The organism is Pseudonocardia kongjuensis (assembly GCF_039526905.1).
Classification (GTDB): Bacteria; Actinomycetota; Actinomycetes; order Mycobacteriales; family Pseudonocardiaceae; genus Pseudonocardia; species Pseudonocardia kongjuensis.
Map to the genome: position 1 here is coordinate 151,802 of NZ_BAAAJK010000008.1, position 25,570 is coordinate 177,371.

19 protein-coding genes and 2 pseudogenes are annotated in these 25,570 nt (G+C 72.2%); 3 read left to right on the forward strand and 18 right to left on the reverse strand.

Annotated features, from left to right (window positions below):
- Positions 1-8: 8 nt before the first annotated feature.
- Positions 9-596 carry an NADPH-dependent FMN reductase gene (locus ABD160_RS13235; RefSeq protein WP_344022033.1) on the reverse strand — a complete coding sequence of 196 codons (588 nt, stop codon included), beginning with the start codon at positions 594-596 and terminating at the stop codon, positions 9-11.
- 146 nt (positions 597-742) lie between these two features.
- Between ABD160_RS13235 and ABD160_RS13240 the strand changes: the two genes are divergently transcribed.
- Positions 743-1,345 (forward strand): TetR/AcrR family transcriptional regulator, encoded by a 603-nt coding sequence (locus ABD160_RS13240; RefSeq protein ID WP_344022036.1) that lies wholly within the window; start codon positions 743-745, stop codon positions 1,343-1,345.
- Between the two features lie 215 nt (positions 1,346-1,560).
- On the opposite strand, the gene ABD160_RS13245 is transcribed toward ABD160_RS13240, so the two are convergent.
- The 17 genes and pseudogenes from ABD160_RS13245 to ABD160_RS13325 all read right to left on the reverse strand — a co-directional run bounded on the left by ABD160_RS13245 (position 1,561) and on the right by ABD160_RS13325 (position 22,791).
- Positions 1,561-2,847, reverse strand: a complete 1,287-nt coding sequence (locus ABD160_RS13245) for a glucuronyl esterase domain-containing protein (RefSeq protein ID WP_344022038.1) — start codon at positions 2,845-2,847, stop codon at positions 1,561-1,563.
- A 3-nt stretch (positions 2,848-2,850) separates the two neighbouring features.
- The gene (locus tag ABD160_RS13250; protein WP_344022040.1) at positions 2,851-4,782 is read right to left on the reverse strand and encodes a type IV secretory system conjugative DNA transfer family protein; all 1,932 of its coding nucleotides are present in this window, start codon (positions 4,780-4,782) and stop codon (positions 2,851-2,853) included.
- A gap of 15 nt (positions 4,783-4,797) precedes the next feature.
- Positions 4,798-6,222, reverse strand: coding sequence for an alkaline phosphatase PhoX (locus tag ABD160_RS13255; protein ID WP_344022042.1), 1,425 nt, complete (start codon positions 6,220-6,222; stop codon positions 4,798-4,800).
- Between the two features lie 51 nt (positions 6,223-6,273).
- On the reverse strand, positions 6,274-7,032 hold the full coding sequence (locus ABD160_RS13260; RefSeq protein ID WP_344022045.1) for a hypothetical protein: 759 nt from the start codon (positions 7,030-7,032) through the stop codon (positions 6,274-6,276).
- Positions 7,032-7,766: a J domain-containing protein gene (locus ABD160_RS13265; RefSeq protein WP_344022047.1), complete on the reverse strand. Its 735-nt coding sequence runs from the start codon at positions 7,764-7,766 to the stop codon at positions 7,032-7,034. Before ABD160_RS13265 ends, ABD160_RS13260 begins: the two co-directional genes overlap by 1 nt.
- Positions 7,763-8,896: a C40 family peptidase gene (locus ABD160_RS13270; RefSeq protein WP_344022049.1), complete on the reverse strand. Its 1,134-nt coding sequence runs from the start codon at positions 8,894-8,896 to the stop codon at positions 7,763-7,765. The genes ABD160_RS13265 and ABD160_RS13270 overlap by 4 nt, the downstream gene beginning before the upstream one ends.
- Before the next feature lie 8 nt (positions 8,897-8,904).
- On the reverse strand, positions 8,905-10,650 hold the full coding sequence (locus tag ABD160_RS13275) for an ATP-binding protein (protein ID WP_344022052.1): 1,746 nt from the start codon (positions 10,648-10,650) through the stop codon (positions 8,905-8,907).
- Positions 10,647-12,179 carry an SCO6880 family protein gene (locus ABD160_RS13280; protein ID WP_344022055.1) on the reverse strand — a complete coding sequence of 511 codons (1,533 nt, stop codon included), beginning with the start codon at positions 12,177-12,179 and terminating at the stop codon, positions 10,647-10,649. Before ABD160_RS13280 ends, ABD160_RS13275 begins: the two co-directional genes overlap by 4 nt.
- The gene (locus tag ABD160_RS13285) at positions 12,179-13,909 is read right to left on the reverse strand and encodes a TrbL/VirB6 family protein (protein ID WP_344022056.1); all 1,731 of its coding nucleotides are present in this window, start codon (positions 13,907-13,909) and stop codon (positions 12,179-12,181) included. Before ABD160_RS13285 ends, ABD160_RS13280 begins: the two co-directional genes overlap by 1 nt.
- The gene (locus ABD160_RS13290) at positions 13,906-14,742 is read right to left on the reverse strand and encodes a hypothetical protein (RefSeq protein WP_344022057.1); all 837 of its coding nucleotides are present in this window, start codon (positions 14,740-14,742) and stop codon (positions 13,906-13,908) included. Before ABD160_RS13290 ends, ABD160_RS13285 begins: the two co-directional genes overlap by 4 nt.
- Before the next feature lie 11 nt (positions 14,743-14,753).
- Positions 14,754-15,086: a hypothetical protein gene (locus tag ABD160_RS13295; protein WP_344022059.1), complete on the reverse strand. Its 333-nt coding sequence runs from the start codon at positions 15,084-15,086 to the stop codon at positions 14,754-14,756.
- Positions 15,087-15,155: 69 nt separating this feature from the next.
- Positions 15,156-16,181: a hypothetical protein gene (locus ABD160_RS13300; RefSeq protein ID WP_344022061.1), complete on the reverse strand. Its 1,026-nt coding sequence runs from the start codon at positions 16,179-16,181 to the stop codon at positions 15,156-15,158.
- Positions 16,178-17,137, reverse strand: a complete 960-nt coding sequence (locus ABD160_RS13305) for a trypsin-like serine peptidase (protein WP_344022063.1) — start codon at positions 17,135-17,137, stop codon at positions 16,178-16,180. Before ABD160_RS13305 ends, ABD160_RS13300 begins: the two co-directional genes overlap by 4 nt.
- Before the next feature lie 42 nt (positions 17,138-17,179).
- A pseudogene (locus ABD160_RS13310) lies at positions 17,180-17,392 on the reverse strand (transglycosylase family protein); the annotation flags it as partial.
- Between the two features lie 2,194 nt (positions 17,393-19,586).
- A complete protein-coding gene (locus ABD160_RS13315) occupies positions 19,587-20,639 on the reverse strand; it encodes a glycoside hydrolase family 16 protein (protein ID WP_344022065.1) in 1,053 nt (350 codons plus the stop codon).
- Positions 20,640-20,764: 125 nt separating this feature from the next.
- Positions 20,765-21,652 (reverse strand): MinD/ParA family ATP-binding protein, encoded by an 888-nt coding sequence (locus ABD160_RS13320; protein ID WP_344022067.1) that lies wholly within the window; start codon positions 21,650-21,652, stop codon positions 20,765-20,767.
- Between the two features lie 452 nt (positions 21,653-22,104).
- Positions 22,105-22,791, reverse strand: a complete 687-nt coding sequence (locus ABD160_RS13325; RefSeq protein WP_344022069.1) for a hypothetical protein — start codon at positions 22,789-22,791, stop codon at positions 22,105-22,107.
- Positions 22,792-23,682: 891 nt separating this feature from the next.
- On the opposite strand from ABD160_RS13325, the gene ABD160_RS13330 reads away from it, so the two are divergent.
- Entirely contained in the window at positions 23,683-24,201 is a 519-nt protein-coding gene (locus tag ABD160_RS13330) for an XRE family transcriptional regulator (RefSeq protein ID WP_344022071.1), read from the forward strand.
- A gap of 94 nt (positions 24,202-24,295) precedes the next feature.
- A pseudogene (locus ABD160_RS13335) lies at positions 24,296-25,570 on the forward strand (S9 family peptidase); the annotation flags it as partial.

Here is a 25,570-nt window from a genome sequence, read left to right on the forward strand (position 1 = left end):
GCCCCCGCTCACGAGCCGGTCGCGTACGGGACGCGGTCGCGGTGCGTGCGCAGCGCGTCGGACCACCAGCTCAGCTGGTCGAGCTGCGCGGCCAGCGCCTTGCCGGCTCTCGGGTCGAGGGGCACGCCGTCCGGGCCGAACCGGTCGGGGTAGTCGTGGAAGCTGACCACGTCCCGGATCGTGGTCGCGTGCAGCTCGGCGAACACCTGCCGTAGCTGCTCCACCGCGCGCAGGCCGCCGCCAATGCCGCCGTAGGACACGAAGGCCACCGGCTTGGCTGCCCACTCCGCGTGGAACCAGTCGATGGCCGTCTTGAGCGGTGCCGGGAAGCTGTGGTTGTACTCCGGGGTGATCACCAGGAACGCGTCGGCGGTGTCGAGCCAGGGCCCCAGGCTGAGCACCTCCTCGGGGAGCTCCCAGTCGTCGTCGGGCAGCACGTCGGGGAGCCCGGCCTCGACCAGGTCGATCATGTCGACCTGCACGTCGCCGCGTTCCCCGGCCCGCGCGGCGACCCAGCTCGCGACCGTGCTCGCGAACCGTCCGCGCCGGGTGCTCCCGACGAGGATCGCCAGCCGTGTCGGCCTCTCGGTACGCATGATGTCCTCCTCGCAGTTTCGTTACGATCGGAGCTGTAACGTAGCGGTAGGGTGGCGTCGTGTCCAGTGAGCAAGTGACCACGCGTGCACGGCCGGGTGGGCGTCCCCGCGACCCGCAGATCGATGCCGCGGTACTCGGAGCGACCATGACGGTGCTCGACACCAGCGGCTACGCGGGCCTGTCGGTCGAGGAGGTCGCACGCCGGGCCGGCACCACCCGCCCGGCGATCTACCGCCGCTGGGCCGGTAAGCCCCGGCTGGTCCTGGCCGCGATCGCCGCACGGCTCGACGTCCCCGAATCGCCGGACACCGGCTGCACGCTGTGCGACTTCGGCGAAGGATTACTGATCTTCCTGGCCGAGTTCCGCACCATCCGACCCGACGTGCTCGGCGCGCTCTACGCCGACTGCGCCGCCGACCCCGATCTGCGCGCGCAGTACATGCGAATCGTGTTCGATCCGCCCCGTGCCGCAGTCGGGGCCATGCTCGACCGCGCCATCAGCCGCGGCCACCTGCGCCCCGACACCGACCGCGACCAGATCCTCGACCTGCTCGGCTCCCTCGTCTACCAGCGCGCGCTGTTCGACAATGCCCACCTGTCCGACCGCGAGGCCGAACGCCTGACCGAGACCCTGCTACGCGGCGCGGCCCTCGACTACGACGCACTGGTCGCGCACAGCCAGGCCCTCGAGATCGAGCACACCGCCGCAGCCGGCGACGACCACGCCGACGGCCCAGCGGAGCGATAGTCCTCCCCGGCAGCACGGGCCGCCGGACCCGCAAATCGCCCGGTGCCGCAGCTCCATCGACGCGATCGCACAAGCCGATCCCGAACAGCTCGATGAAGCAGCCGCACAGAAGGCCGGGTACGACACGCTCGAAACCGACCCGCTGTGGCACATCCCCTGTCATGGGCAGGCCCCGATCCAGATGCTGGCCACTCGGCGCCGACAGCGCGTCAGAGCTACCTCTCGAAGAGGTCGCCATTGAGGTAGATGTCCCAGTCGGTGTCCTCGAGGCCGTGGCTGCCTGATCGGAGGTGGTAGCTCATCCCCGGTCCTCGGAATCCCCGGTCCTCAGCTGGCGGCCAGCTCTGTGATGTCAGTCCGGTGTCGCCGAGGCCATACAGCTCGTAGACCGGTGCTGCGCCGAGGTAGGACAGGAACTCGCCTTGAGGGTCGGCGTTGCCGTCGTCGGTAGCGCTGCCGACCACGACTCGCCCGGGCGCGATCAAGGCAAGAAGCTGGTTCTGCTCGACCGGGAGTGACTCGGCGTTGCCTGCGTAGCGGCGGTAGGTGTCGGGGAACCAGTGGGGGAACTGGTCGGTGATCGCGGAGATGGACTCGCCGCTGTCGTCGCGTCTGGCCAGTTTGGCGCCGGTGGAGCCGGAGTTGTTGGAGATGACGACGGGGAAGCGGGTGTCCTGGGCGCCGGCCCAGAAGGCGGCCTTGCCGCCGCGTGAGTGACCGATGACTGCGACCTTGCTGGGGTCGATGTCGGGGTCGGTCTCGAGGTAGTCCATGGCCCTGCTGGCGCCCCAGGCCCAGGCGCTGATCGTGCGCCCGGCGTCGGAGGGCAGGTCCTGGTCAGCTGGGTAGAAGGCGTTGATCACGCCATCGCGATAGCTTCCTGCGTCGTCGGGCGCGACCTCTTCGGCGTTGAGGGCAGCCAAGGCGTAGCCGGCCTCGAGGATCTTCGCCGTCGGCGCATAGCCCGACGACGAGCCTGCATCGTCGCTGACCGAGCCTCGGTGATCGATCAGCAGGAAGGTGCCCTTCGGGGTACCGGTGTCGGGCACGAACAGTCGCAGGGTGAAGCTCGCCGAGCCGGCAGGGCCGGTCACGTTGATGGTGACCGTCTTCGCGGACCTGCCGCTGCCCCCACCATCGTCGAAGGTCACTTCCTCTGGTGGGGGCAGGCTCTGGCCGTAGACGTGTTCCTGGAATGCCTCCAACAGCTCGGGACGTCGTTGCCGCTCCCAGCTCTGCACGTCGTCGACCTGCCTGCCGCCGTCGAGAACCAGCGGGTTCGGGGCTGGTGCGCTGTCGGAGGGGGAATCGTCGTCTTGACTCGGTACGGCGGGGACCGTCCAGCCCGCGGTGCGCTCGATCGCCGCGGGGGATCCGGGCGAGGGGTGGATGAAGGGTGCGCAGAACACGGCGGTGGCCAGTAGCGCGGCACTGCACGCCCGCCCCACGATCGGGTGAGGGCGTCCTCGACCCGCCGTGGGCTGTTGCTGGCGGATGACCATGGTTTAGGTCCTTCGCTCGCTGTGCGGGGACCCGGTGCGGTAGCCGCGGTCGTCGATCGGGATCGCGGTGCCGTCCCGCAACGTGGCGACGTCGACGTCGATCTGGGCGCTATCAGGACGCTTGGTGACGTCGACGGCGGCGGCGACGAAACAGCGAACGCCGCGGTGGAGCGCCAGCACCTGCCCGGCGGGCAGCTCTCGAATCTGCCCGGGGCGCATCACCGGGACGGTTTCGGTGCTGTAGCTGTGGCGTTCCCGGCCGAGCAACCCGTCGGCCTGGCTCTGACGTCGAGTGCGCTCGTAGGTACCGCAGATATCCGACAGCCACTGCAGGGTGCGGTCGTCCTTGATCCCGCCCCACGCAGTGAGGGTGGTGGTGTTGTCGCGGACCTCGCGCTCGCCGACGGACCCGAAGAGGCGTTCGAGTTGGGCGAGGGACTGAGCGGCCCAGTGGATCACGACTCCTCGGCCTGCGGCGTCGGAGATGACTTCGGCCAGACGCGGAACCGGGGTTCCGTTAGCCAGCTCGTCGAACACCACGGTGACCGGCGGGTCGGCCCGTCGAGCCGGGTAGTCCATGGCCATGTCCTGCGCGGTGCGCAGGAAGTGCTCGGCCAGCGCGGTCAGCACAGGCACGGCTTCCGCGGCTTGCTGCTGGTCGGCGATCAGAAACAGCGAGCCGCCCTGGCCGATGAACCGGCGCACATCCAGGCCACGCCCGCGGGCCGGGCTCAGCAGGTCCCGCACTCGCGGATCGGTCCAGGCGCCCACGACCCGGCGCACTGACATCCATACCGCTGACGCGGTCCGGGGGTCCAGATCCATCTCCGCACGCAGGTTGGCCGCCATCTCCGCGCGGCCCGCCTCTCGCAGGATCTCGATCGGACGGGGGTCAGCCGGCAGCCGCCGCGCCGGCCTAGGTGGGGGCGCTGCTACGCGACCACCCGCCTGAGACGGCGGCGCGCTCGGAGCGCCGGGTTCGGGGGGCTCGGTGGCCCACGCACGGATCGTGTCGACCGACGAGTCGGAGACCGCGGCGGCGACGAGGTAGGCGGTGAGCACGACGACGGCGCGCTCGCGGAACACGCGGTCGTTGCCGGCGCCGCCCCCTCCACCGGCCTCGACACGCAGGGCGGCAGCCTCGACCAGGGTGTAGGCGCGGCGGCTGGCCTCTTGCTGGTCTTGGCAGCCGTCGATCAGCGACCAGCGCAGCGGGGCGGGCCAGCGCAGCCGACCGGTGGCGTCGTAGACGATCACGGGCCCGGCCAGCGACCGGCGCGACCGCGACAGCGCCGCGAACTCGACCAGATCGAGCTTGGTCGTCGAGCACAGCATCGCCCCAGGTGCATCGAGGACCTTGTGCACCAGGTCCTTGCGGGATTTCCCGGACTGGGTCGGAGCCAGCGTGCCGGTCAGGTTCACGAAAGCCCCGTATAGCGGTCTGTTGCGGTAGTGGTAGAGCGGGAAGCCCAGCTCGGTGGCGGTGGCGCCACGCAGCTCTGCGCTGCTCATCGACGGCCGCGTACGCGCTGCGCTGCGGCGCACCGCAGCCTCCGAGAACTCAGCGCTGATCTGCTCCCAACTGGCATGCCCAGGCGGAGCAGGAGCCCAGCGCTTGGCCCACCACACCCGAGCAACCACAGCGAGCCCGACAAGCCCCAGCACCGCGACGACCACACAGGTCACGAACAGCGCCGAATGCTCAGTCAGGTGCCCGACCGCACTATCGGCGGACAACGGGGCACCGAGCCACGACCGGAGCAACTCGGCCAGATCATCGAAGCCGACCAGCAGCAATCGTCCGGCGCCGGAAAGCACCCCGGTCGCCACCGAGGCCAGCTCCAGCACTACGACCGCGCCGACAGCCAGGCCGAGCGCCGTCGCCGGCAGAGCCACCTCCTCGGCCCAGGAACGATCAGTACGGGAACGGGTCATCACCCAACAACTCCTTCACGGGCGGGGGACTGAGAGACACCGCCACGACGTGACGAACCGGTCCCCTCGGCGATCCGACGTGCCGGCGGCCGATCGCTGGTCAGTGCGGCCGGCCGCTCCCGGCCCTTGCCAGGGCCCAGTGATCGCGAACAGCACCCCGGGCTTCTGGATCCCGGCGAACAGCACGCGGCCGTCGGGGGAGAACGTCGGGCCGGTGAACTCCGAGCCCATCTGGTTGCGCGCGAGGGGATAGGCGGTCCCGGCCGAGGTGATGCCGGCGAGGTGGTTGTCGCCGTCGCCGTCGGTGGACACGATCAGCCCGCCGTAGGGGGCAGCGACGATGTTGTCCGGGGCCTCGACGGTCTCGCCGTCGGCGTCGACGGCGAACACGGTGGTCAGGGTCAGCGTCGCCTCGGCCGGGCTGTAGTGCCAGATCTGCCCGCGATGCGAGTCGGCGTAGCTGCTGACCAGGTAGGCGCCATCGTCGGCCCACCAGGCGCCCTCGAGCTTCGCCGCGCGGGTGATGCCGTCGAGGGAGCGCAGCACCCCGTTCTCGGCTGCGCGGTTGGTGACCGGGACCCATCCGACGGTGTAGGCGGTGCCGGGCTCGTCGGCCTGATCGAGGTCGTCCACGAGCGTCCCGTCGGTGTCGGTGCAGGCCATCGCGGCGAGCTCACCGGCGCCGGCGTCGAGCTGCTTGAGGGCGCCGCTGGCGCCGCGGAACGTGGCGGGCGGGGTCCAGCGGTAGACGGTGCCGAAGGGGTCGGTGGCGTCCTCGGTCAGATAGATGTCCAGGGTGTCGGGGTCGATGCAGCAGGCTTCGTGGGGGAAGCGGCCGAGTGCGGTGATCGGCTGCGGGTCCCGGTTGGCTTCGAGATCGACCGGGTCGACCTCGAAGACGTAGCCGTGTCCGTCGTCCTCAGTTTCCTCGCAGGCCAGCCAGGTTCCCCAGGGTGTGACGCCGCCGGCGCAGTTGGTGGAGGTCCCGGCGAGGGCGACGGTCTCCCAGATGAGCTCGCCGTCGGGGGTGGTCTTGACGACGGTGCAGCCCCCACCGGCGTCGTCGCGCCAGGTGTAGCCGGGCAGGTGGGGCACGGCGCCATCGTCGCTGGGGCCGTCGCGGACCTCGTGGTTGAGGACGACGAGCAGGTTGCCGTCGGGGGCTCGGAAGGCGGCAGCGCCGTCGTGGATCCCAGGGGATAGGTCCGTGGAGTACAGCCGGGTCTTCCCGGCCTCGGTGACCACCCGGTAGGAGAAGCCCTCGGGCAGGGCGAGCCTGCCGGTCGGATCGTCGACCAGCGGCCCGTAGCCGGTGAAACCCGCAGGGGGCTGCGCCGCGGATGCCGGAGCGCCCACGAGGCCCTGCAGCGACCCGGTCAGGGCGACACCGAGCCCAGCCTGGCGGGCGCGGGCGAGGAACGAACGCCGGTTGATACCCAAGGTGATCTCCAAGAGAGGGCAGATGAATCGAGGTCGGCGGTTCGACGCGGGTCACATGCGAAGCTCCGTGTGCGTGGCTGGCCCGACAAGGGGCCGGTAGGTGGTGACGTGCCAGTCCGCGGCATCGATCGCGGCGTCCGGATCGGGGTAGGCGGTGGCCTCCCGAACCGCGGCCACGGCGAGCAGCTCGGTGGGGGAGAGTCGCCGGTAGGCCAGGACCTGGTCGTGGTAGCCGCCGTGGGGCGGGTAGTGACGGATCGCGATCTGCCCGGTGGGCGTGGCGAGCTCGGCCCGCACCGCGCGCGGCAGAACGTCGATGACCTGATCGGTGACCCGCACACCCGGCGGGGCGGCGCCGCTGTGGCCCTGTTCGGCCGGGCGGCTCCAGCGTTGCCCGGTCGGCGCGGGCCCGGTCAGGGGGTGGGTGGTGACCTTCACGCGGCCACCACCTCCGGTCCGGCGCAGCTGGGGGCGTCCGGCGCGGGAGGTTCCACCCGGGGTGAGGGCCTCGCGGGCGCGCACGGTGAGCAGCGTGGTCGAGTCGATCCACCAGGCGTCGGTGTCGAGCCAGTACCGGCCGGTGGGGTCGCGGCGGGTGGCCGGTGCCCAGGTGCCGGCCGCGAGCGCGTCGCCGGTGGTGTAACCGGCGAGAGTCAGAACGTCGCGGGCGGCGGCGGGCAGCCTGTTCCACCCGACCTGGTCGGTGTGGTGCCATCGGATCCGCGCCGCCGGCGACGCCCGGGCCGGGGAGGGTGGTCCCGGCGTCGCGGGGGCAGGTGGTGGGGTGCTGCGGCGGGCGAGGAACCCCATCAGCGTGCCTGCTCGGCGCGGCGGCGGACGTGCAGGACGGCGAGGGTCAGGGCGCGGACGGTCCAGCACCCCAGGGCCAGCGCGGCCAGCGAGCCGATCACGACCGCCTCGACCGGCATCTGGTCGCGGGCGGCCACTGCCAGCGCGGCGCCCGCGATCGCGGCCGCCACGACCGCCGCGGCGGCGAGCCGCCGGGTCGGCAGCGGCGCGAGGCGCCACACCCCGAGCAGCACCCGCCCGGCCAGGCGGCGGTGGTCGAGGTGCCCGACCGGCCACCCGGCCGGCAACGGTGCACCCGGCCGCGCGGCGCGGGTGGTGTCGCGCGGTGGCTCGACTCGTCCGGGCGCGCCGGGCGGCGGTGGTGGTGCGTAGCCGCTGGTCGGTGCGTAGTCGGTGTAGGCGACGGGATCACCGCTGGGTGTGTGGTCGGAACCGGACTCGTCAGGTGTCCTCGCGGGACCGGGCGGGTCGGGCACAGCGGGACCGGGGGCCGGGGGTGCTGCGCGGGTGGTGTCGTAGTCGGCGCGCCGGCCCGGGTGGCCGAGAACCGTGTACGCCACGGCCACTGCGTGGAATCGGTCGCCGGCGGCAGGGTCGGGGTTGCGGTCGGGGTGCAGCTCCAGCACCCGGCGCCGATAGGCGCGGCGGATCTGCTCGGCGGTCGCGGTCGGGGCGATGCCGAGCCGGGTGTAGAGATCCGGGCCGGATCCGCTGGTGTCGTCTGTGCTGGTCATGGCGCGGCCTCGGCGAGGGTGGCGTCCGGGGTGGGCTGAGCGGCGGGTCCGGCGATGTGGCGGATGTGGGTGATCTCGTCGGCCCACTCCGCCAGCGGCTGCAGGATCACGCCGGTAGAGGAGTCGTAGGCGTTGACGACCAGGCCGTGCCCGACATACATGCCGACGTGGCGCGGGTTGGTAGGGGAGCCGAGCGAGCCGGGGATGAACACCAGATCACCGGGGGCGATCGAGGCGACCGAGGCCGGGCTGCCGGCGTTTTTCTGGTTGACCGTCCCGGCTGGGATCGCGACGCCGGCGGCGGCCCAGGCGGCGAGCATCAGCCCGGAGCAGTCGAACCCGTGCGGGCCCTTGGCGCCCCAGATGTAGGGCTTGCCGAGCTGGGCCAACGCGTAGGTGACAGCGGCGCGGCGCGCCGGGTCGGCGGGTGGGGTGAACCCGGGCGGGACCTGGCGGGGGTCGATGTCGGACGGGGCCAGCGGGACACCAGCGCCGCCCTGGTCGGGGCAGGCGTACACCGACGAGGCCAGCTGTACGTCTGGCCCGCCGGTCGGGGCGGGGACGGGGTTGTCCGGGCCGACCCAGAACCGGTCCACCAACGCTGCGGCCGGCCCCTCCTGGGGGCCGTATCGGTCGGGAAAAGCCGAGCGCTGCACGGCCTGGGCGGCATCACCGGGTGGCATGCCGGCCCAGCCGGGGAGCTCCACGAGCCGGTCGAGGAAGGTGTCGGTGGCCGCGACGGGGTTGAGGACCTGCTCCGGTGTGCCCCAGCCCTGGGAGGGGCGTTGCTGGTAGAGGCCGAGGGAGTCACGGTCGCCGTAGCCGACGTTGACCAGCTCGGCCTCGACGATCACCGTCGAGATCGCGATCACCGCGGCCCGGCGGGGCAGGCTGCGTTCGACGACGCGGTGGACGATCGTGGCGGCGTTCTCGGTCTGTTCGGCGTTCCAGTCGGTGCCCCCGATCGACTGCGATCCGCCGCCGAGGCCACCGTCGCCGTCGCACCCACCGCCGGGCAGGGCGCCGTCGGCGACGGTGAACATCGCGATGCCCATGCTCAGCACCGCGGCCAGGAACGTCATCACCGCGGCCGCGGCGGCGGTGACGATGGCGCCCTTGTTCTGGTCCACGGCTCAGCTCACCGGTGCACGGCCGCGCCGTTGCGCCGCTCCGGCGCCACCGCATCGGCTACCGCATGGGCGGCCTCAGCGCTGCCGTCACTGTCGTCACTGTCCTCGCTGTGGTCGAGGTGCGTGGGCGGGGTGGCGGGGACCGCGGTCAGGCGCCGGCGACGATCGGCAGGCCCACCCCCGGTGGGTTGGCGGTCGGTGGGTGTGTCGCGGAGCCCGGAGTTGGTGTCGAAGATCGACCGTTCGGTCGACGAGAGCACGGTCTGGATCTTCATCCCGGGGGTGTTCTCCAGCTTCCACAGCGCCCGGCCCGGGCCTTCCATCGCCCACCCGGTGATCACGGCCTGCTCGCGGTCGGACAGGCCGAGTTCCTCGGCGAGCTCGTCACCGACCCGGGTGGACTGGCCCAGCAGAATCCTCGTGCTGCACAGGGCGAGGAGGTCCTTGGCGATCGAGACCTCCTGGGAGCCGGCGGCACCGACCGAGAGCAGGTCGGAGGGCTTGTGCATCACCAGGAGCTGGATCTTGCGTTCAGCCCGGGACAGGCGCAGGTCGGAGTCCACGGCCTGCACCGCGCGCAGCCCCAGGCGCATCTGGCGCCAAACCTCGTCGCGCACCACGATCCGGACGTCGCCGTCGTCTTGGAGGTCGGTGATCATCGACGACCACGAGCCGAGGCAGGTCAAGGCGACCGCGATCGCCTGGTCCCCGCGGCTGCGCAGCAGCGACAGGTCCATCGACTGGACCGGCGCGTCCCAGTCGAGGTCAAAGTTCGTGGGCTCGTCGAACAGGCCACTGAGGGGACCGACGACCAGGTTGGACAAGGCGTCGGTGATCTGGCGGGTGTGGTCGACGAACTGGCGGTGCGAGGCGAACCGGGTCTGGGTCCAGAGGTCGTCGGCGGGGTCGGCGAGCTGCGCGACGACCTGCGGGATGGTGATCGGTCGCAGCTGGGTGTAGCCGTCGGCGGCGCCCACGAGGCGCCGCAGGACCGTGGAGACGACCAGCTCGTCGGTGACGGTCGGGGCATAGCCCTGGGCCTCGGCCAGCGCGGTGAGCAGCCGCGTCCAGCGAGCCAGGATCCCGGTCAGCTCCTCGTTCTGGCGCTCGGCGCTCCAGGTGTGCCAGCGGCCCCGCAGCGGACCGAGGTCGAGGGCGTTGAGCCGGTGATGGCTGCCGCGCCCGAGCGCGATCGGGGTGATCCCGAGCGACCGGAGCAGGGGCGTGTACTCGCCCTTGACGTCACCGCTGATCAGGGAACGGACGCCGAACAGCATCATCCGCAGCATCAGCGCCACCACGGTGCTCGACTTGCCGCGCCCGGGTTCGCCGAACACGACCAGGTTGGGGTTGGTGACCATCCCGCGCAGCACCCACTCGGTGGGATGGACGTAGAACGCGCCCCCGGACTGGGTGTCGTAGCCCAGCCGGGCGCCGATCGCCGGGACACCGTTGGAGGCCAGCAGCGGGAACAGGCCACCGACCTCGGCGGTGGTGGCCTTGTAGACCGGGGCGCGGCGGGCGGCGTCGACCGCGGCCCAGCCGCGGCCGGGCTCGCGCGGACCTTGGCGCGGCGCGGTGGCCTGATTGACCCGCTCGCGACGCCCAGGCACGCGGGTGGGTTCGTCGGTGTGGTCCCCCTCAGGGGCGGGGGTGCTGGTCGGGATGCCGTCGAGGTCGGTGAACTGGGACAGCAGCTCACCGGTGCTACGCGGGTCCAGACGACGGCGGCGTCGGTTGCCGAAGATGCTCATGAGTCGAAGGCCCTCTTCTCCCTCGGCAGCCCGATCCCGACCGGAAGCGCGGCGGCGACGAACGCCGAGTCCTGAGCGAGCTCAAGGCGCAGCAGCCGGAACCGGCCCGAGGCGTCGTTCTCCAGGCGGGCGGCGTGGTCTTCGACGTTCCAGTCGGCAGACACGGTGATCGCCGAGGCGACGGTGAACCGGACCACCGCGTGCCCGGCGGCGACGGCGGCTTCCTGCTCGCGGGCGCCACGCTGGCGCCGGGAGTCGATCTCGGTGGTGTTGAACCCTCGCTGGGCCTTGGCGTCGACCAGGACGTTGTTGCGGAACCGGTCGGACTTCACGACCCGGGCGCCGGCGGCGGCCGAGAGGATCTCGTAGTGGATCTGCAGGGTGCGCCGTTCCCCGGCGGTGCGCACCGCGAGCAGCGGGCCCAGCGACCCGAAGATCGTGCCCGACTCCGGGGGCTGCACGGCGTAGGCGACCGAGGAGAACCCGTCGTGGTGATAGGCCCGCGCCGCCGGGGTCGGGGCGAGGGCGGGCCCGGCCTGGGAGATCGGCAGCCCGACGGTGCCGTCGGGGTCCGGGCTGGTCAGATGCCGAAACGACAGCCCGGCCGCGGCGGCGGGGTTGAACCCGGTCTTGATCGCCTCGGCCACTCCTGTTGAGGACAGCCAGGTCACCGACTGCACGCCGAGCCCGCGCAGCCCGTCGGCGACACCCTCGAGGACCCGGTAGAGGGCATACGCGCGCCCGGTGATGCCGCCGCCGGCGGCCTTAGCGGGGCGGCGCAGCGCCTCCTCGGTGCCCGAGACGGTCACGAACAGTTCCGTGCGCACCGAGACCGAGGCGACGTCGCGGTCGATCTCGGCGGTGACCTGGCGGGCCAGGGCTGGGGCGTCGGGACGCTGGTGGCGGTCACGCCACACCGTGTACTCGGTGCCGTCATCGGGGACGGTGCGCACCAGCAGCGAGACCCGGTCGACGACCTCCCGGTGCCCGAGCCCGACCAGCAGCGACCCCAGCCGGGAGGCCAAGCGCTCGCACTCGTCGTCCGAGAGCATCCCGACCCCGGAATGGGTCAGCTTCGCGGTGGCGCCCCAGCGCCCTTCGGCAGTGTCGTGGATCAGGCAGATCCGGGACCCGTGGAACTCCGGACCGTCGGGGAACTCCAGGCGCGCCAGCACCCCGGGTAGATCGGGTTCGCCTGCGTCACCGGCCAGGCCGGCCGCGGCGCGAGACTGCCAGGGAGACCAGCGCATCAGTACTCCTGTCTGGAACATGACCAGGTCGCCCAGCCAGCGGAAGGCGGGGCGGCCGTGGATCGGGACGAGGATCAGCACGGCGACGATCGCGGCGAACGCGCCCCACCCGAGGGTCTGTGTCCACTGGTTGCGCGACATCGCCAGCAGCGCCGGCGCGCAGACCGCGATCAGCAGGAACGCCTGGACCGGGGTCAACCCGGCGATCCAGCCGATCCCTTCGGAGTGGTTGAGGCCCCGATACACCCGCGGGCTGCGTGCGGTGGTCTCGGCGCTCATCAGGTCGGGTCCTCTCGCTGCTGGTCGGCTGGGGCGGGCCGTTCCGGTTCCGGCGGGGTCTGCGCCGGGCCGCCGTCGGCGTTGGCGGTCCCCGGGCTGTCGGGGCGGCCGGCCTCGGGTGGGCCGGAGTCCACCGGCGGCGGCTCAGCACCACCACCAGCGCCACCGGTATCTCCGCTGCCGCTGGTGCTGTCGCCGCCTTCGACGGGGCCGGCGTCGCTGGTGGGTGCTTGTCCTGACCAGTCCGAGGTGGCCGTCGCCCCGGCGAAGGCGCCCCCGGCGGACGCGCCGATCTGGTGTCTGCCGGCCTCGGCCGCCGGGGCCGGGCCGGGGTGGCCGATCCCGGCCTGGGCCATCTGTGACGAGATGTGTTGGCCTGCAGCCTGCCCTGCGGCCTTCGTCGCCAGGAAGCCGCCGACCACCGCGGCGGCCGCGACACCACCAGCGGCCCCAGCCCCAGCGGCTGTACCACCGGCCGCGGACCCGCCACTGCCACCGGCTGTCCCGGCCGCGACACCACCACTCGAGGTGCCGCCGGCACCCGCCCGGCCAGCAGCGGCGGGGCTGGCGGTGCTGCCGCCGAGTTCACCTCCGCCACCACCGCCAGCCCGGCCGCTGCGGCCGCCGCTGCCGAGCTGGTAGGCCTGCTCGCTCTGCCGGGCGATGTTCATCGCCTCGCTCGACCCGCCATCAGCACCCGGCTGCCCGGACGAGCTGCGTGCACCCAGCGAGCGCACCGCCATCCCGGCGTGCGTGCCCGGGTCGACGAAGGCCAGCAGCCGGTAGAGCACGAATGGGCAGAACAGCGACACCAGTAGCACCGCAGTCCCGGCCAGCAGCCCGGCGACGCCCTCGGTGCGGGCCATGATGTGCACACCGATCAACACCACCAGCGCGAGCGCGGGCTTGAGCAGCACCGCCGCCAGGATCCAGCGCACCGTGCGCCAGAACATCGACGCGGTCACATCGGCGACCAGGCACGCCGCCGCGATCGGCACCGTGGCGATCAAGACCATGATCGCGGCCGCCCGGAAGATCATCTGCAGGGCGAATCCGACCGCGGCCGGGATGACCCCGAACAACGCGGCGATGCCCAGTATCATCGAGCGGACGCCGTCGTCGATGTCGTCGCCGAGGTTCGGGTTCTGCCCGAACCGGTCCGCGACGGCCGCGTTGTCCATGATCGCGGTGAAACTGCCCTGCTCACCGAGCATGCCCAGGAACAGCTGAGTCAGCCCGTCCGCGCCGGTCAGCAAGATCCCGACCGCGCCGGTGGTGAGGGCCAGCGCGATCCCGAACTGGACCGGGCCGGTGACCGCGCGCAGCATGCCGCGCCCGCCGCGCAGCGCCACCGCCGAGAGCTGGTAGAAGAACAGGCCCAGCGCGATCAGCGCGGCCAGCCAGACCATCGCCGACCACAACGAGCCCAGATCCACCGCGGCCTCGGTGCCCTGCGGTGAGGCTGGGGAGCCGCCGACCGCTGCGGGGTCGTCGGCGGTGTTGCCGGTGATCGTGCTCGGGCTGACCTGGGACAGATTGTCGGCGAGGTCGAAGCCGCCCTTGAGCAGCCAGATCGCCGCGTCCCACACCGCCTGCATCGCCGAGCCGAACGCCGACTGCGCCGCCGCACCGATCGGGTCGGACAGGTAGTCCCCGATCCCCGGGCCACCCCCGCCCCCGCCGTTGTCGTCGGGCGGGGGCTGGGCCGGAACCACGGCTCCCGGGGTCATCGTGCGATCTCCCGCCACCCGGCCGCCACGGCTTCGTCGCTCCCCGGCCACGCCGAGGGCGCCGGCGCCGCGGTCGGGCCCGACGCGATCCGCCACTGATCGGCGACCCGGCGCATCGGCAGGCAGTTGCCCCACCCGGCGTTGACCACCCGGCCCTGGTTGTCAGCGACGAACTCCCCGAGCACACACGCCACGGTGTAGGTGCCGTCGTCGGTGCTGCCCTTGACCATCGCGCTGGTCGGTGTCCACGACATCGTCATGCCCTCGCGCAGCGGGCCGGTCGCGGCCATGTTCGCGCCGCGGCGCAGGTCGACCAGATCACGGTGCACGCGGGTCTGCTCCGGGGCCGCCGCATCGGGTTCAGCCAGTGAGCCGTAGGCGCGGGCCCAGGTCTGCGGGTCCCCGCCGGCCAGCCCGGTCCGGGTCAGCTCGGCCAGCTGCGCGAGCGCACCCTGCTCACTGTCGTCGAACCCGGTCGCCACGAGGGTGCCCACGACCTGCGACGGCTCGGGCAGCGTGATCGGCGGGCCCGCGGTGCGGGTGCTCAGCGGGCGCGGCGAGACCGCCTCGATCGGCAGCTCCAGCATCTGCTCGCGCGCCAACGCCGCCTCGGCCTGCGGGCCACTGCCCACGCTCGGACCGTCCGGAACTGCGGAGCCCGGCCCGGAAGGCGCGGCACCGTCACCGGTGAGCAGGCTGGTCAGCGACACAACCACCCCGACCAGCAGCGCCAGTACCAGCACCGCAGCACCGGCGAGAACCACCAGCGCGCGCCGCCGGCCACCCTGAGCAGCACCCGCGGCCCGGCCGAGACGAGGACGAGCGGTGTTCATCAGGCGCCCCATCACGCGGTGGAGGCAGCGAACTGCGAGACCAGGGTGTAACCGAGCCCGAACAACAGGGCGAGCGCGAGGCTTCCCACGATCATGCGGGCACCGAGACGGCCGGAACCGTGGTGGTCCCAGAGCCGACCCGCGGTGGCGGCGATGATCCCGCCGAAGAACAGCCCGAGGATCGACACACCGGCGATCCAACGGACGTAGCCCACGACCTGCTCGATCGCGCCGGACCCGGGTGGGGCCTCGGCACCGGGGTTGGGGATGGCCAGCGTGTGCAGCAGATGAATCTGGCTGAACTGGGTGCCCAGCGCATCGCCGAGCAGGTGGGGGACCGACATGACATGCCTCCGCGGGCGGTGGGGGTGAACAGGTGGTGGGGGAGAGGTCAGGGGCGGATCAGCGCCTGGTCAGCGGCGCCGTGGGGAGGTGATCAGCCCCCAGGAGGCCAGTAGCGGCCGCAGGGCGTCGACGGCACGGGTCGGGCTGGGCTCGTCAGTGACCCCGGCGATCTCCCAGCTGCGTTCGTGCGGGACGAACAGGGCCTCGTCGACCAACGCAGCGACCCTCGGTCCGGCGGCACCGGCCACCCCGGCCGGCCACTTCCGAGCCCCGTTGACGACCAGCTGGTAGACCGGGGTAGCCACGCCGCGCTGCACCCACGGCTCCAGGCGGGCCAGGAGCTGCTCGGCCTGGCGCAGCGACGGCCGCGTCGCGCGCACCACGAGGATCGGCCGCTGCGCCGGCAAGCCGCGGCGCAGCCAACCCCCGGCCCCATAGACCGGGGTGGCGGCGGCACGCCAGCCGCCGTGACCGAGGTCGACCACGGTGGCATGCAGCGGATCCGGGGCCGGATCCGGGAGCCAGTCCGGAGGGACCGGCACCATCCCCGGGGTGATGGTGGGCAGCCCGGTCTCCACCCGGGCAACCAGGGCATAGTCGCGCCAGCTGTAGCGGACCGACACCTGCTCGTTCACCCGACGCATCCAGGGCCCGTCCCGATCGACCGCGCAGGCCAGCCCGGAGCGGGCCGGGTCGTCGGCGTCGACCAGCAGCGCGCACCTCCGGTCGAGCTGCAGGGCATCGGTGATCGCCGCCGCGACACACGACGCACCGGCACCACCCGATCCGGCCAAGACCGGAATCAGCGCCCCGAACGCCGCCCAGGACACCGGGCGGGTGTCGGGGAACTCGGTGCGCACCCGGTCCTGGCCGGTGTCGGCGGCCGCACCCAGCTCCGCCGCGACATCGCACGGGTCGGGGCCGGGCCCGCCCGCGGCCGCGGCCGCGGAAGCCGCGTCGACGATCGCCTCGTTGTCGACCAAACCCAGTCCAGGGGCGCGCGAGCGCGCCGCCGCCCCGAGCACATGGTTCAGCTCGACCGGCGAGCGAGGCGCGCGGGGCGGCCCGGCCCAGTTCTGTTCGGCGGTGGTCATCGGCTGCTGCCTCCTCGTGGGGCGATCTGGGCAGTCGTCGGATCGGTCGCGGCCGGGTCCGGTGGGGTGGTGATCTGAGAGGCGGAGTCAGCGGCTTCGTAGACCTGCTGGGCGTCCGGGCCGAAGCGCGGAGAGACCAGGTGGGTGGCATCCCCACCCGAGACCACCCCGATGACCTGGCCGCGCCCGTCAGCCGCCCCAGGCCCGGCGAGCCACGGGCCGCCGGAAGCGCCCTCAGTCATGTCGCAGTCCAGAGCCAACACCTCGCCCGGAACGGGTGCGGAGGCACGAGCGAACCGCTCCAGCTCCACAGCCCCGAGGCAGGCACGCAGCGATTGGCCGTCGTAGCTGCCCAACGCCGGATAGCCCAGCGCCGCCACCTCACCGACACCAGCACCCGTGTCAGTGGAGGGACTGATGAAGCGGATCCCCTGGGCACCGAGAACCTGCTCAGGCAGCACCCCGTCGCGGGGCAACAGGGACACGAACGCGAAATCGGTATCGGCCGCCACATCGGAGATGGGGGAGTTCGCCTCGGTCCAGGCCGGCGGGACATAGGCGGTATCGACCGCCCAGCGGCCGTACGGCTCCTCACCGGCGGCATAGCCCGGAATGAACACCGCGCCGTCCACGCGCCAGCCACCGTCGAGCCACACACAATGCGCCGCGGTGGCCACCAGACGGCGCGATGAAGAGGCGACGACCGCGGCGGAGCACTGGTGGCGGCCGCCGTCGACCACCAGCACCCCGACCGCGCTCGCCGCGAGCCCACCGACGAGCGGGCCCGCCTGCCCCCGACCCGCCACAGGAGGCGGTGGGAGTGCGGTCGGGAACCTCGGGTCGGCCGACCCCCACGGCACGGCCGACCCGAGCCCCACCACCCGGTCCCCATACGGGGCGCCGGAGGACCACAACACGATCGCCAGGGCCGCGGTCACCACCGCGGCCACCGACACCGTGTGCCACCTGCGCATCGCCATGACTCAGCGCAACCCCAACCGCGAAGAGCACGCCGGCCAGGCTCCCCAGCCCTGACCCTCCTGCACCCGCTCGGCGACCGCGATCTGCTCCTCACGGCTCGCCTCGTGCGCTGCACCCTCCCCACCGAAGGCCTGCCATGTGCTCGGCGCGAACTGCAGCCCACCGGAGTAGCCATTGCCCGTGTTGATGCTCCAGTCGCCCCCGGACTCGCACTCGGCGAGCCTGTCCCAGGTCGCGGCGTCGGTACCGCCGGCGGGAGCGGCGCCCGGAGCTGCCTGGGTGTTTTCGGGATCACGGGGCTGCTCACCGTCCCCGCCCTGCCCGGTGTCCGGCCCGGCGGGCCGCTCCTCGGGATCGGAGCCCTCCTGATCAGTCGGTGGCTGCTGTCCCCCGCCCCGGTCAGCGTCGCCCGATCCGCTGGTGTCGGTCTGTCGGTCGGAGGGCCGCCGGATCTGCTCGCCGGCCTGCGAGCGCTCGCCGACCTCGGGAGTCTCGTCGCTCGCAGAGCCGGATTCCCGGTCCCGGTCGTCGCCGGAAGTCGAGGCCTCGCCAGGCGATCGGTCAGCCCCGTCGGACCCGGTGGACCCGCCGTCGGATCCGCCACCGGTGCCGGTGCTGGTGTCGGTGCCGATCCCGGCGGTGTTGAGCGTGTCGGCCAACTGCTCGGCCAGCGGGTCGGTGTCAGCGGCCTCGGACACCTGCTCGGCCAACCGCTGGGCACCGGACTCCCAGCCCTCGCCCGAGCCGCCGCCCGACCCAGTCTCAGTCTCAGTCGTGGGCTGCGTACCGGACTCGCTGTCGCCGGAGCGGCTTTCCCCCGGCTCGCTCTCGCGCGACCCGGTGCCACCCGACCCGGCGCCGGCATCGTCGCCCGATGTCGACCCGCCGGAATCGGCCACGTCCCCGGACCCGCCGGAGCCGGAGCGGTCGGTGTCGCTGCTCGGCGAGCCACTGCTCCCCGCGCCAGTGTCGGTGTCGGTGTTGTCGGACCCGGCCGCCCCGAGCTGGTCGAGCTTGTCCAGGTCGGCGGGGTCGGCGCCGAGCTTCTCGAGCTGGTCGCGGTCGAGGACCTGCAGCACCGACTGCTGAATCTGCCCCGCGTCGGTGTCGGAGCTCGCACCCAACGCCTGCATCAGCTCACCGACCAGCTCGAGCGCGACCCGCGCCGTCTCCAGATCCTCGACCGACCCGCTCCCGGAGCCACCGCCCGTGCTGCCCGACCCCGACGAGGACGAGCTACCCGAGTCCGCGGCAGAGTTGTTGTCGGGACTGTTGTCCGCCGATCCAGGCGCGCCGGACGCAGATCCGTCTGCCTCCTCGCGACCACCGGTGTCTGAGACGCGCTCCGTCTCGTCGGCACTATCGGGGTCGGTGGCTGTGGTCTCCTGCGGGCCAGCTGATCTGGTGTCATCGCCCGGCGCCCCGGGGCCGTCGGCGTCGTCGAGTGAACTCGAGTCCGGCGAGCCCGCACCCGAACCCGCACCGCTGTCGCTGTCGCTGTCGGGAGAGTCGGCGTCGGGCTGGTCGGCAGGCGGCTCGCTACTGGTCACCTCCTCGTCTTGCTGCGAGGTCGGCTCCGGCTGCGCGGCCGGCGCTCCAGGAGTGGTGTCGGGCTGGCGCGGCGCGGCAGCGGGGGCCGCTGGTGCAGCGGTGGCCTCGGTCTGGTCGATGCAGGTCGGCGGGAGCGGGGGCTCGGCCTGCCGGTTCGGGTTCGCCGCCGCCGGCCCGCTACCCGAGCCTGTGCTCTCCGTGGCCGCGGGGGGTGTGGCGGCGTCGGCGACGGCCTCGCCCGCGGACTCGACAGCCCCGACTGCGCTCTCGGCGGCACCGTCGAGGGACTGCCCGATCCCACCCAGCGGGCCGGGCTCCGGTGGCGGGGGCTCCTTGGGCAGCAGGTCGGCCGGGGTCGGGCCGAACCCGGCCCGCGCGAGCCGTGCAGCCACCTCCCGGACCTGCGGGTCGTCACTTTCCAGGGCATTGAGCTGATCGGAGACGTCGACGGCCTTCTGCCGCCACCCGGTCGGTTGGGTCGCCGGGGTGAACCCCAGGCCGGCGATCTCGCGGGCCAAATCCTGGGCGGTCGGATCCGAGCTGAGGGTGAGGTCGGTGAGCAGCGCCCGGGTCTGGGATCGGGTGTCGCGGGCGGCGTCGAGCTGGCGCAGCGCCTTGCCGTGGTTGCAGGACTCGGTGACCAGACCCAACTCGGCTGGCAGCGGGCTGAGCGCGAGCGCGGTCCCACCGAGCAGGGCGCCGGCGGTCAGCACGGCCACCGCCGAGCGCCGCACCACCGGCCCAGGAGAGCGGCGGGGACGATGATCGGCCCAGGAGGGCCGGGGTGAGCGGGACATACGATTCTCCGTGTGATCGGGGGTGCTCACGCGAAACAGCGGGAAAGTGCTCGTCTGCGCGGAATCCGGTCATCGATCAACCCGCTCGATTGGTCTCGTCGGTGATCGTGGTGCTCGAATCGGCGTCCGTGGATCCCTCACTGGCCTCGGAATCGGTCGACGGGCTCTCGCCCGCACCGAGCGACCACTGCTTGACCCAGGCGTAGGACACTTCGCCGGTGCCGCCGCCACCGTTGTCGGGGAACCAGTCCAGCTGCAGGCACAGGTGCATCGGCCCGGGCGGCAGGATCGAGGTGTCCGTGGTCTTCCACCACTCCTCACCGTTGAGGAACGCGGTGATCCCCTCCGGTGTCCATTCCACCGCGTAGTTCTGCCACTGCGTGGCGTCGACCTCGACCTCGCCGTGGACCTGGGAATTGTCTTCGCCGTAGTGCAGGAACAGCTCGACCTTTTCCCTGCTGGAGTCCATGATCTCGGCGAAGTCGACCTCCCCGCCGACCGGGAAGTTCTCCGCGGTCGGCCACAGCAGCGCCAACGCGTTGTAGGCGGGATCCCCGACCGGAGCGCGCATCTGTACCTCCCAGCGGCCGTACTGCTGGGAGTGCTGGCTCCACGCCATCCCGGCCGTGGTGCCATCCGCGGTGCCGTTGATGGTCAGGATCCCGTCGGAGACCGAGGCAGCATCTGGGGACCGGATGCCGTTGCCGGCGTGGCCGGGCCCGTCGTAGATGTTCCAGTCGCCCAGGCCGTCGTCGAAGTTGTCGACCACGTCGGGTTCGGCCCAGCCGAAGGTGTCCCCGGCCGTGGCGAGGCTGTCGTCCCCACCCGACACCGAACCCACACCAGCACCCGACCCCGGGCTCGACGAGCCGCCGTCACCGGCATCACCAGCGTCGGAACCAGAATCCGAGCCGGTGGAGCCGGAACCACCGTCACCCGCGCCGGCCCCGCCCCCGCCCTGATCCCCAGAGCCCGAACCGCCCTGGTCACCCGATCCCGCGCCGCTGCCGGTCTCGTAGCAGGACTGCGGCACGAACCCGGGCTCGTTCGCGCCGACGTCGAGCAGCGCGCTGCGCAGGCGCTCGGCCCGCTGCGAGGTATCGCCGGTGAGTTCGGCGAGCACGTGCACCGCCGTGACCCGCCACCCACACACGACGTTCTCGTCGACCGGCGCGGCCGGGGACAGCGCTGAGGCCATCAGCGACGCCGACAGCGTCAGCGAGGGCCCGAACCGCGACCAGAACCTGGAGCGCATTACCAGGCCACGCCGCTACGCCGTTCACCCGCCGGGCGGCCCAGCGAGGTCGGGCAGCCGTAGAAGCCCTCGGCCACGGTCGCGGCGATCTCCATCGCCGCGTCCCGGGTCGCCGGCCTGAGCGCATCGCGGTCGATCTGACCCCCGGCCTGCAGGTGCGGGTCCGCGGGCAACGTCAGCACCGCGCGGCAGCGGGACTGGAAGTGCTCCAGGATCCGGTGCTCGTCGATGAACGAGCTACTGCGGTCCTGCGACAGCACCACCACCGCGTTCTCAGCGAGAGGGCGCCAGCGCCGCGCGGCCAGCCAGTCCAGCGTTCGCGACGCCCGATTTGCCGCATCCTGGGTCAACGACCCGACGATCACCAGCGAGTCACAGCGCGACAACCCGCCCTGCATCGCCGAGTGCGTGATCCCCGTTCCCGAGTCGGTCAGCAACACCTGCGCGAACCGGGACAACACGTCCAGCACGGCCTCGTAGTCGCGCTGCGAGAACGCCTCGGATTCCTCCGGCTCCTGCTCGGAGGTCACCACCTGCAGCCGATCGACCAGATGCACATACCGCGACAGGTCCGAGAACGAGCGGACCTGATCGAGGTTCTTGAGCAGCTTACGTACCGTGAGCTGCGCGGCCTCGGTCTCACCAACGAGACGGTCACCCAGCGTGCCCGCGTCCGGGTTGGCATCCACGGCCACCACCCGCTCGCCGCGGCCCTCGGCCAGGAACAACCCCAGCAACGCCGAGACTGTGGTCTTGCCGACCCCGCCCTTCATAGAACTGATCACCACCGAATGCGGGCCGTCCATCGGTGTACGGATCTTGCGCTGCTGCTCGATCAGCCGCTGCTCCGCAGACGACAGCCCGGGGTTCCAGCGACCACCGGTCATGCCGTAGACGGCCGCCCGCCAACCCTGCCGCGGAGCCGTGGCCCGCGCCCGCACCGCATTCACAAACGGCGCCGCGGCTCCCGCCCCGGGCGACGGTGCTACCGCCCGCTCGGAACGCTCGTTCTGTACCGGGCCCGCAGGCGGCCCGGCCGGCGTCGGTGGCGGGGCCGGTGAGCTCGGTGCGGGCCCGCGGTCGGGCGCTGCCGTGTCCTGGCGCGGGCGCTCCCCGGGAGCAGCGGAGACCGGAGCCGACTCAGGAGCCGGCGCCGCGGCCGGGCGGGTCGTCGCAGGTGGCACCTCCCGCGGCTCGTCGGTACGGGAGCCATGGCCCGCTGACGGTGCGGACGTCGATATCCAGGCGAGACTGGCGCTGTCCGGGGTCCACGGCGTGTGATTGACGGCCTCGGGCCGGGTGTGATTCGTCGACGTCATGAGCGGCTACCTCGCGAAGGTCAGGCGGACGGATCGGGGACCAGGTGGGGATCGACGACCAGGCGACCGTCGGCGGGATCGCGGGTGATCGGCACGGTCATCCGGACCCAGCTCGAGCCCCCGGCCACCCACCGCGGATCCGCGGGCGGGGGAGCACTTGATGGGCCCACCCACCCAGGCGGCTCAGCCGCCTCGACCGGGTCCGGCGCCGGCTGGTCAGACGCGAGGCAGGCGCGCGCATACGGCGTGACACGCACAACGACCTCGACGAACACCACAACATCCGAACGCCGGTAGATCCGATTCGGCTGTGGCGAGTCGGCGCGCTGCCGCCCCTCGCCCGACCACCCCCAGGTGCATGCCTGAGGGTCAGCGAGCAGAGGCCGCAACACCTCCGCCCGACGAGTGGGCTGGTCCTGGTCGAAGGACTGGAAATCCGCCGCGAACCGGCCCGCGAACGCCGCCGCCTCCAGATCCGAGATCGGCTCCAGGGAGCGAACCGATCGGGCGAACGACTCCCGCGGCAGGGGGCGCGTCACCGTGCCCCGGGAGCCGGGGCGACCATCGCGGCGCGCCGGTTCGGTCGTGGCCGCGCGCGGCATCTCGGCATCGAGCCGTACCTGTGGTGCTGCGATCTCGGGCTCGGTCTCGTCGGTGTCGTGGTCCGGGCGCCGGCCGGTCCGATCCGGAGTGGGCACCTCGGGCATCGCCGTGTGAGACTCCGCCGCGCCCAGCCCATCCCGCCGCTCAGGGAGCTCGGTGGCGCGGCCCAGACGATGGGTCAGAAGCGCGCTCGTAACAGCGTGCGCAGAGGCCACAGGACGCCCGGCCAAAACAGTCCGCGACCGCGGCGGCTCGACCGGTGGGGCAGGCTCGGCCCCTGACCGGTCGGTGTCTGGCTCGCGCTGTGAAGCAGCACCGAGCCCGGGCGCGGTGCGCCACGGCGCACCAGCCCCCGGGGCAGGGCGCGACCTGATCGGCATCAGAACCATCCCCGCCAGCTGCACAGCTGTGTTGGAGGTCTGCTGGCACCGCTGTGTCCGTCCACTGGATCCTCACTGAACCGGACCCGAACCGGCACACAGCCCGACGCGTCGCGTCGGGTGTGGGCGCCCGGATTCGGCGTTGCAACCGACGACATCACGCGTGACCCAGGCGTGCAATCCCGGCACCTGCGGCACGCGGTGGGCGATCACCATGCGTCATCTTCATGCCTACCTCTCCCGAGCGCCTCGGTGCCAGCCGATGCTCACCGAGTACCTGCGACGGATCTTAGGCTCACAACGAAGACATTTGTCAAGCTGTCTCCTCGCGTGAGCCGAAGGTGCGAGGGGTAGCTCGAGGGAAGGTGTAGCGGGAGCGGGCCGCAAGGACGATGCTCGCCCAGTAGATAGTGATGCCGGATGACCTGGGGCAAGCGGTTCGGCCATCACGCAGGGCGCATCCGCATCGCGGTACTTCACGCTCTAGGCGGCAGGCTGGATTCAACCCTTGGTGGTTGCCGAGTCACCAGATAGGCTCGGCTGCTGTGGAAAGGGGGAGCAGGTTGGATCGATCGATTGCGCACCCGCACGTCGTATGCTGCGCCTGCGCCAAAGATGACGGAGCGTGACGATGTAGCCGGCGGCGACCGGGTCAGCACCCTCGCAGAGAAGCTGGCACTCCTCTTCGATGCGGTGAAGGACCCCACGACGGGACGGCCGTACTCCAATCCCGGGGCTGCAGCTGCGATCGAGCGGATGGTCGCCGAGCTCCCTGAACCCGACCAGGCGGGCCGCCGAATCTCGCAGGGCTACATCTGGGAGCTGCGGGAAGGGCGCAAGACCAATCCGACGATGCGGCACCTGCAGTCTCTCGGTGCTCTGTTCGGGGTGGGGGCGGACTACTTCCTCAGCGAGGAGCGGTACCGCGAGGTCGGCCGGGAGCTCGATACCCTGCGCACCCTGGACGCTGCGGGGGTCACGCAGCTTGCTCTGCGCGCCACCGACCTGTCGCCGGCAGGTCTGGCCGCTGTCGAAGCGGCACTCGAGCACGCCCGCTCGGTGGAAGGCCTACGCCCTGCCGAGGACGAGCCGGCGATACCGGCCAAGCGCAAGCGCACCCACAGGAAGGCCTGACGGCGAGCACCGTGCGCGCGGGGGGTCGGCTCTGCGCTCGAGGTCTGGCGGGATCACTGCAGGATCGTGTTGCTGATCGGGGTCGCACGGCGACGTGACGGGCACGACGACCCAGGAGGAGACCTGGATGGACGCGGCGGTAGGTGCGGCGGAGGCCGCGAGGCCGGGGCTGAGCTTCACGGTGCCGGCCCGGCTGTTCGTCGACGACGCGCGTGAGCAGCGCTGGCGGGCCCGGGTCAACGGGCTTCGCGTGGACCTCCCGCGCTCGGCCGCCCGACGACCCGACCGTGCTGTGCTGGGCAGCAACCGGTCCGGCACCCACGAACTGTGGCTGCTCGACCGGGCCGCCGACACCTTCACCCAGGCCACCCAGCGTGACTCCGGCACCGAGCTCGGTGAGCTCAGCGCTGACGGAGAGTGGCTGTGGTGGTTCCGTGACGACGAGGGCAACGAGTTCGGTCGCTGGGTGCGTCAACCGTTCGCCGGCGGCCCAGCAGAAGATGTCGCGCCCGAGGCCGGTGATGGCGTCGCCAGCGGCCTGGCTCTCGGGCACGGGCCGCACGGCCCGGTGGCGGTGTTCGCGCTCGCCGTGCGCGAGGGCATCGCGATCTGGCGCCAGTACGAGGGGCAGCCCGCGGAGGCGATCTACCGGCACGAGCAGGACGGGATGACCGGCCCGCTGTCGCAGAACGCGACCCGGGTGGCGATCCGCCACTCCGAACACGGGGACGCGAGCACGCCGGGGATCCGCGTCCTCGACGTCAACTCCGGCGATTCACTGGCCGAGGTCCGCGACGAGGGGAAGATGCTCACCCCCATCGGCTTCGCCCCGCAGGACGGTGACCCTCGACTGCTCGTCCGGCACGAGCGCCACGGCCGTGACCAGCTCCTGGTCTGGGACACCGACACCGGTGCCCAGCACGAGCTCGACATCGATCTGCCCGGACAGATCGACGGGATCTGGCTCGACACCGAGCACCTCGCGCTGCGCCATGTCCATCACGGGCACACGACACTGCACCGCTTCCGCGTCACCGACGGTGAGCTCACTCAGATCGGGCCCGACGACGGCAGCGTCCTGGCGATCGGGGCGGGCACCGACGGAGGCGTGGACTACATCTGGACCTCGTCGCAGAAGGCTCCGCAGGCCTACCGCTGGCACCCCGGGTCCGGGTCGTCGCCGCTGTTCGCGCCGGAGCAGGCGCCCCCGGACGGCTACCCCGCAACCGTGCAGTGGGTCGAGGGTCCGGGCGGCTCGATCCCGGTTCTGGTGCTGCGCCCCACCGAGGCCCCCGCCGAGCCGGGTCGTACCGTGTTCTGGCTCCACCCCGGCCCCGATCTCGACGACGCCGACGTCTACAACCCTCGG

Excerpts from the sequence above, each read along its gene's own strand:
- ABD160_RS13235 (WP_344022033.1), bottom strand. The coding sequence starts at position 596 with ATGCGTACCGAGAGGCCGACACGGCTGGCGATCCTCGTCGGGAGCACC.
- ABD160_RS13240 (WP_344022036.1), top strand. The coding sequence starts at position 743 with ATGACGGTGCTCGACACCAGCGGCTACGCGGGCCTGTCGGTCGAGGAG.
- ABD160_RS13245 (WP_344022038.1), bottom strand. The coding sequence starts at position 2,847 with ATGGTCATCCGCCAGCAACAGCCCACGGCGGGTCGAGGACGCCCTCAC.
- ABD160_RS13250 (WP_344022040.1), bottom strand. The coding sequence starts at position 4,782 with ATGACCCGTTCCCGTACTGATCGTTCCTGGGCCGAGGAGGTGGCTCTG.
- ABD160_RS13260 (WP_344022045.1), bottom strand. The coding sequence starts at position 7,032 with ATGGGGTTCCTCGCCCGCCGCAGCACCCCACCACCTGCCCCCGCGACG.
- ABD160_RS13265 (WP_344022047.1), bottom strand. The coding sequence starts at position 7,766 with ATGACCAGCACAGACGACACCAGCGGATCCGGCCCGGATCTCTACACC.
- ABD160_RS13275 (WP_344022052.1), bottom strand. The coding sequence starts at position 10,650 with ATGAGCATCTTCGGCAACCGACGCCGCCGTCGTCTGGACCCGCGTAGC.
- ABD160_RS13280 (WP_344022055.1), bottom strand. The coding sequence starts at position 12,179 with ATGAGCGCCGAGACCACCGCACGCAGCCCGCGGGTGTATCGGGGCCTC.
- ABD160_RS13285 (WP_344022056.1), bottom strand. The coding sequence starts at position 13,909 with ATGACCCCGGGAGCCGTGGTTCCGGCCCAGCCCCCGCCCGACGACAAC.
- ABD160_RS13290 (WP_344022057.1), bottom strand. The coding sequence starts at position 14,742 with ATGAACACCGCTCGTCCTCGTCTCGGCCGGGCCGCGGGTGCTGCTCAG.
- ABD160_RS13295 (WP_344022059.1), bottom strand. The coding sequence starts at position 15,086 with ATGTCGGTCCCCCACCTGCTCGGCGATGCGCTGGGCACCCAGTTCAGC.
- ABD160_RS13300 (WP_344022061.1), bottom strand. The coding sequence starts at position 16,181 with ATGACCACCGCCGAACAGAACTGGGCCGGGCCGCCCCGCGCGCCTCGC.
- ABD160_RS13320 (WP_344022067.1), bottom strand. The coding sequence starts at position 21,652 with ATGACCGGTGGTCGCTGGAACCCCGGGCTGTCGTCTGCGGAGCAGCGG.
- ABD160_RS13325 (WP_344022069.1), bottom strand. The coding sequence starts at position 22,791 with ATGCCCGAGGTGCCCACTCCGGATCGGACCGGCCGGCGCCCGGACCAC.
- ABD160_RS13330 (WP_344022071.1), top strand. The coding sequence starts at position 23,683 with ATGACGGAGCGTGACGATGTAGCCGGCGGCGACCGGGTCAGCACCCTC.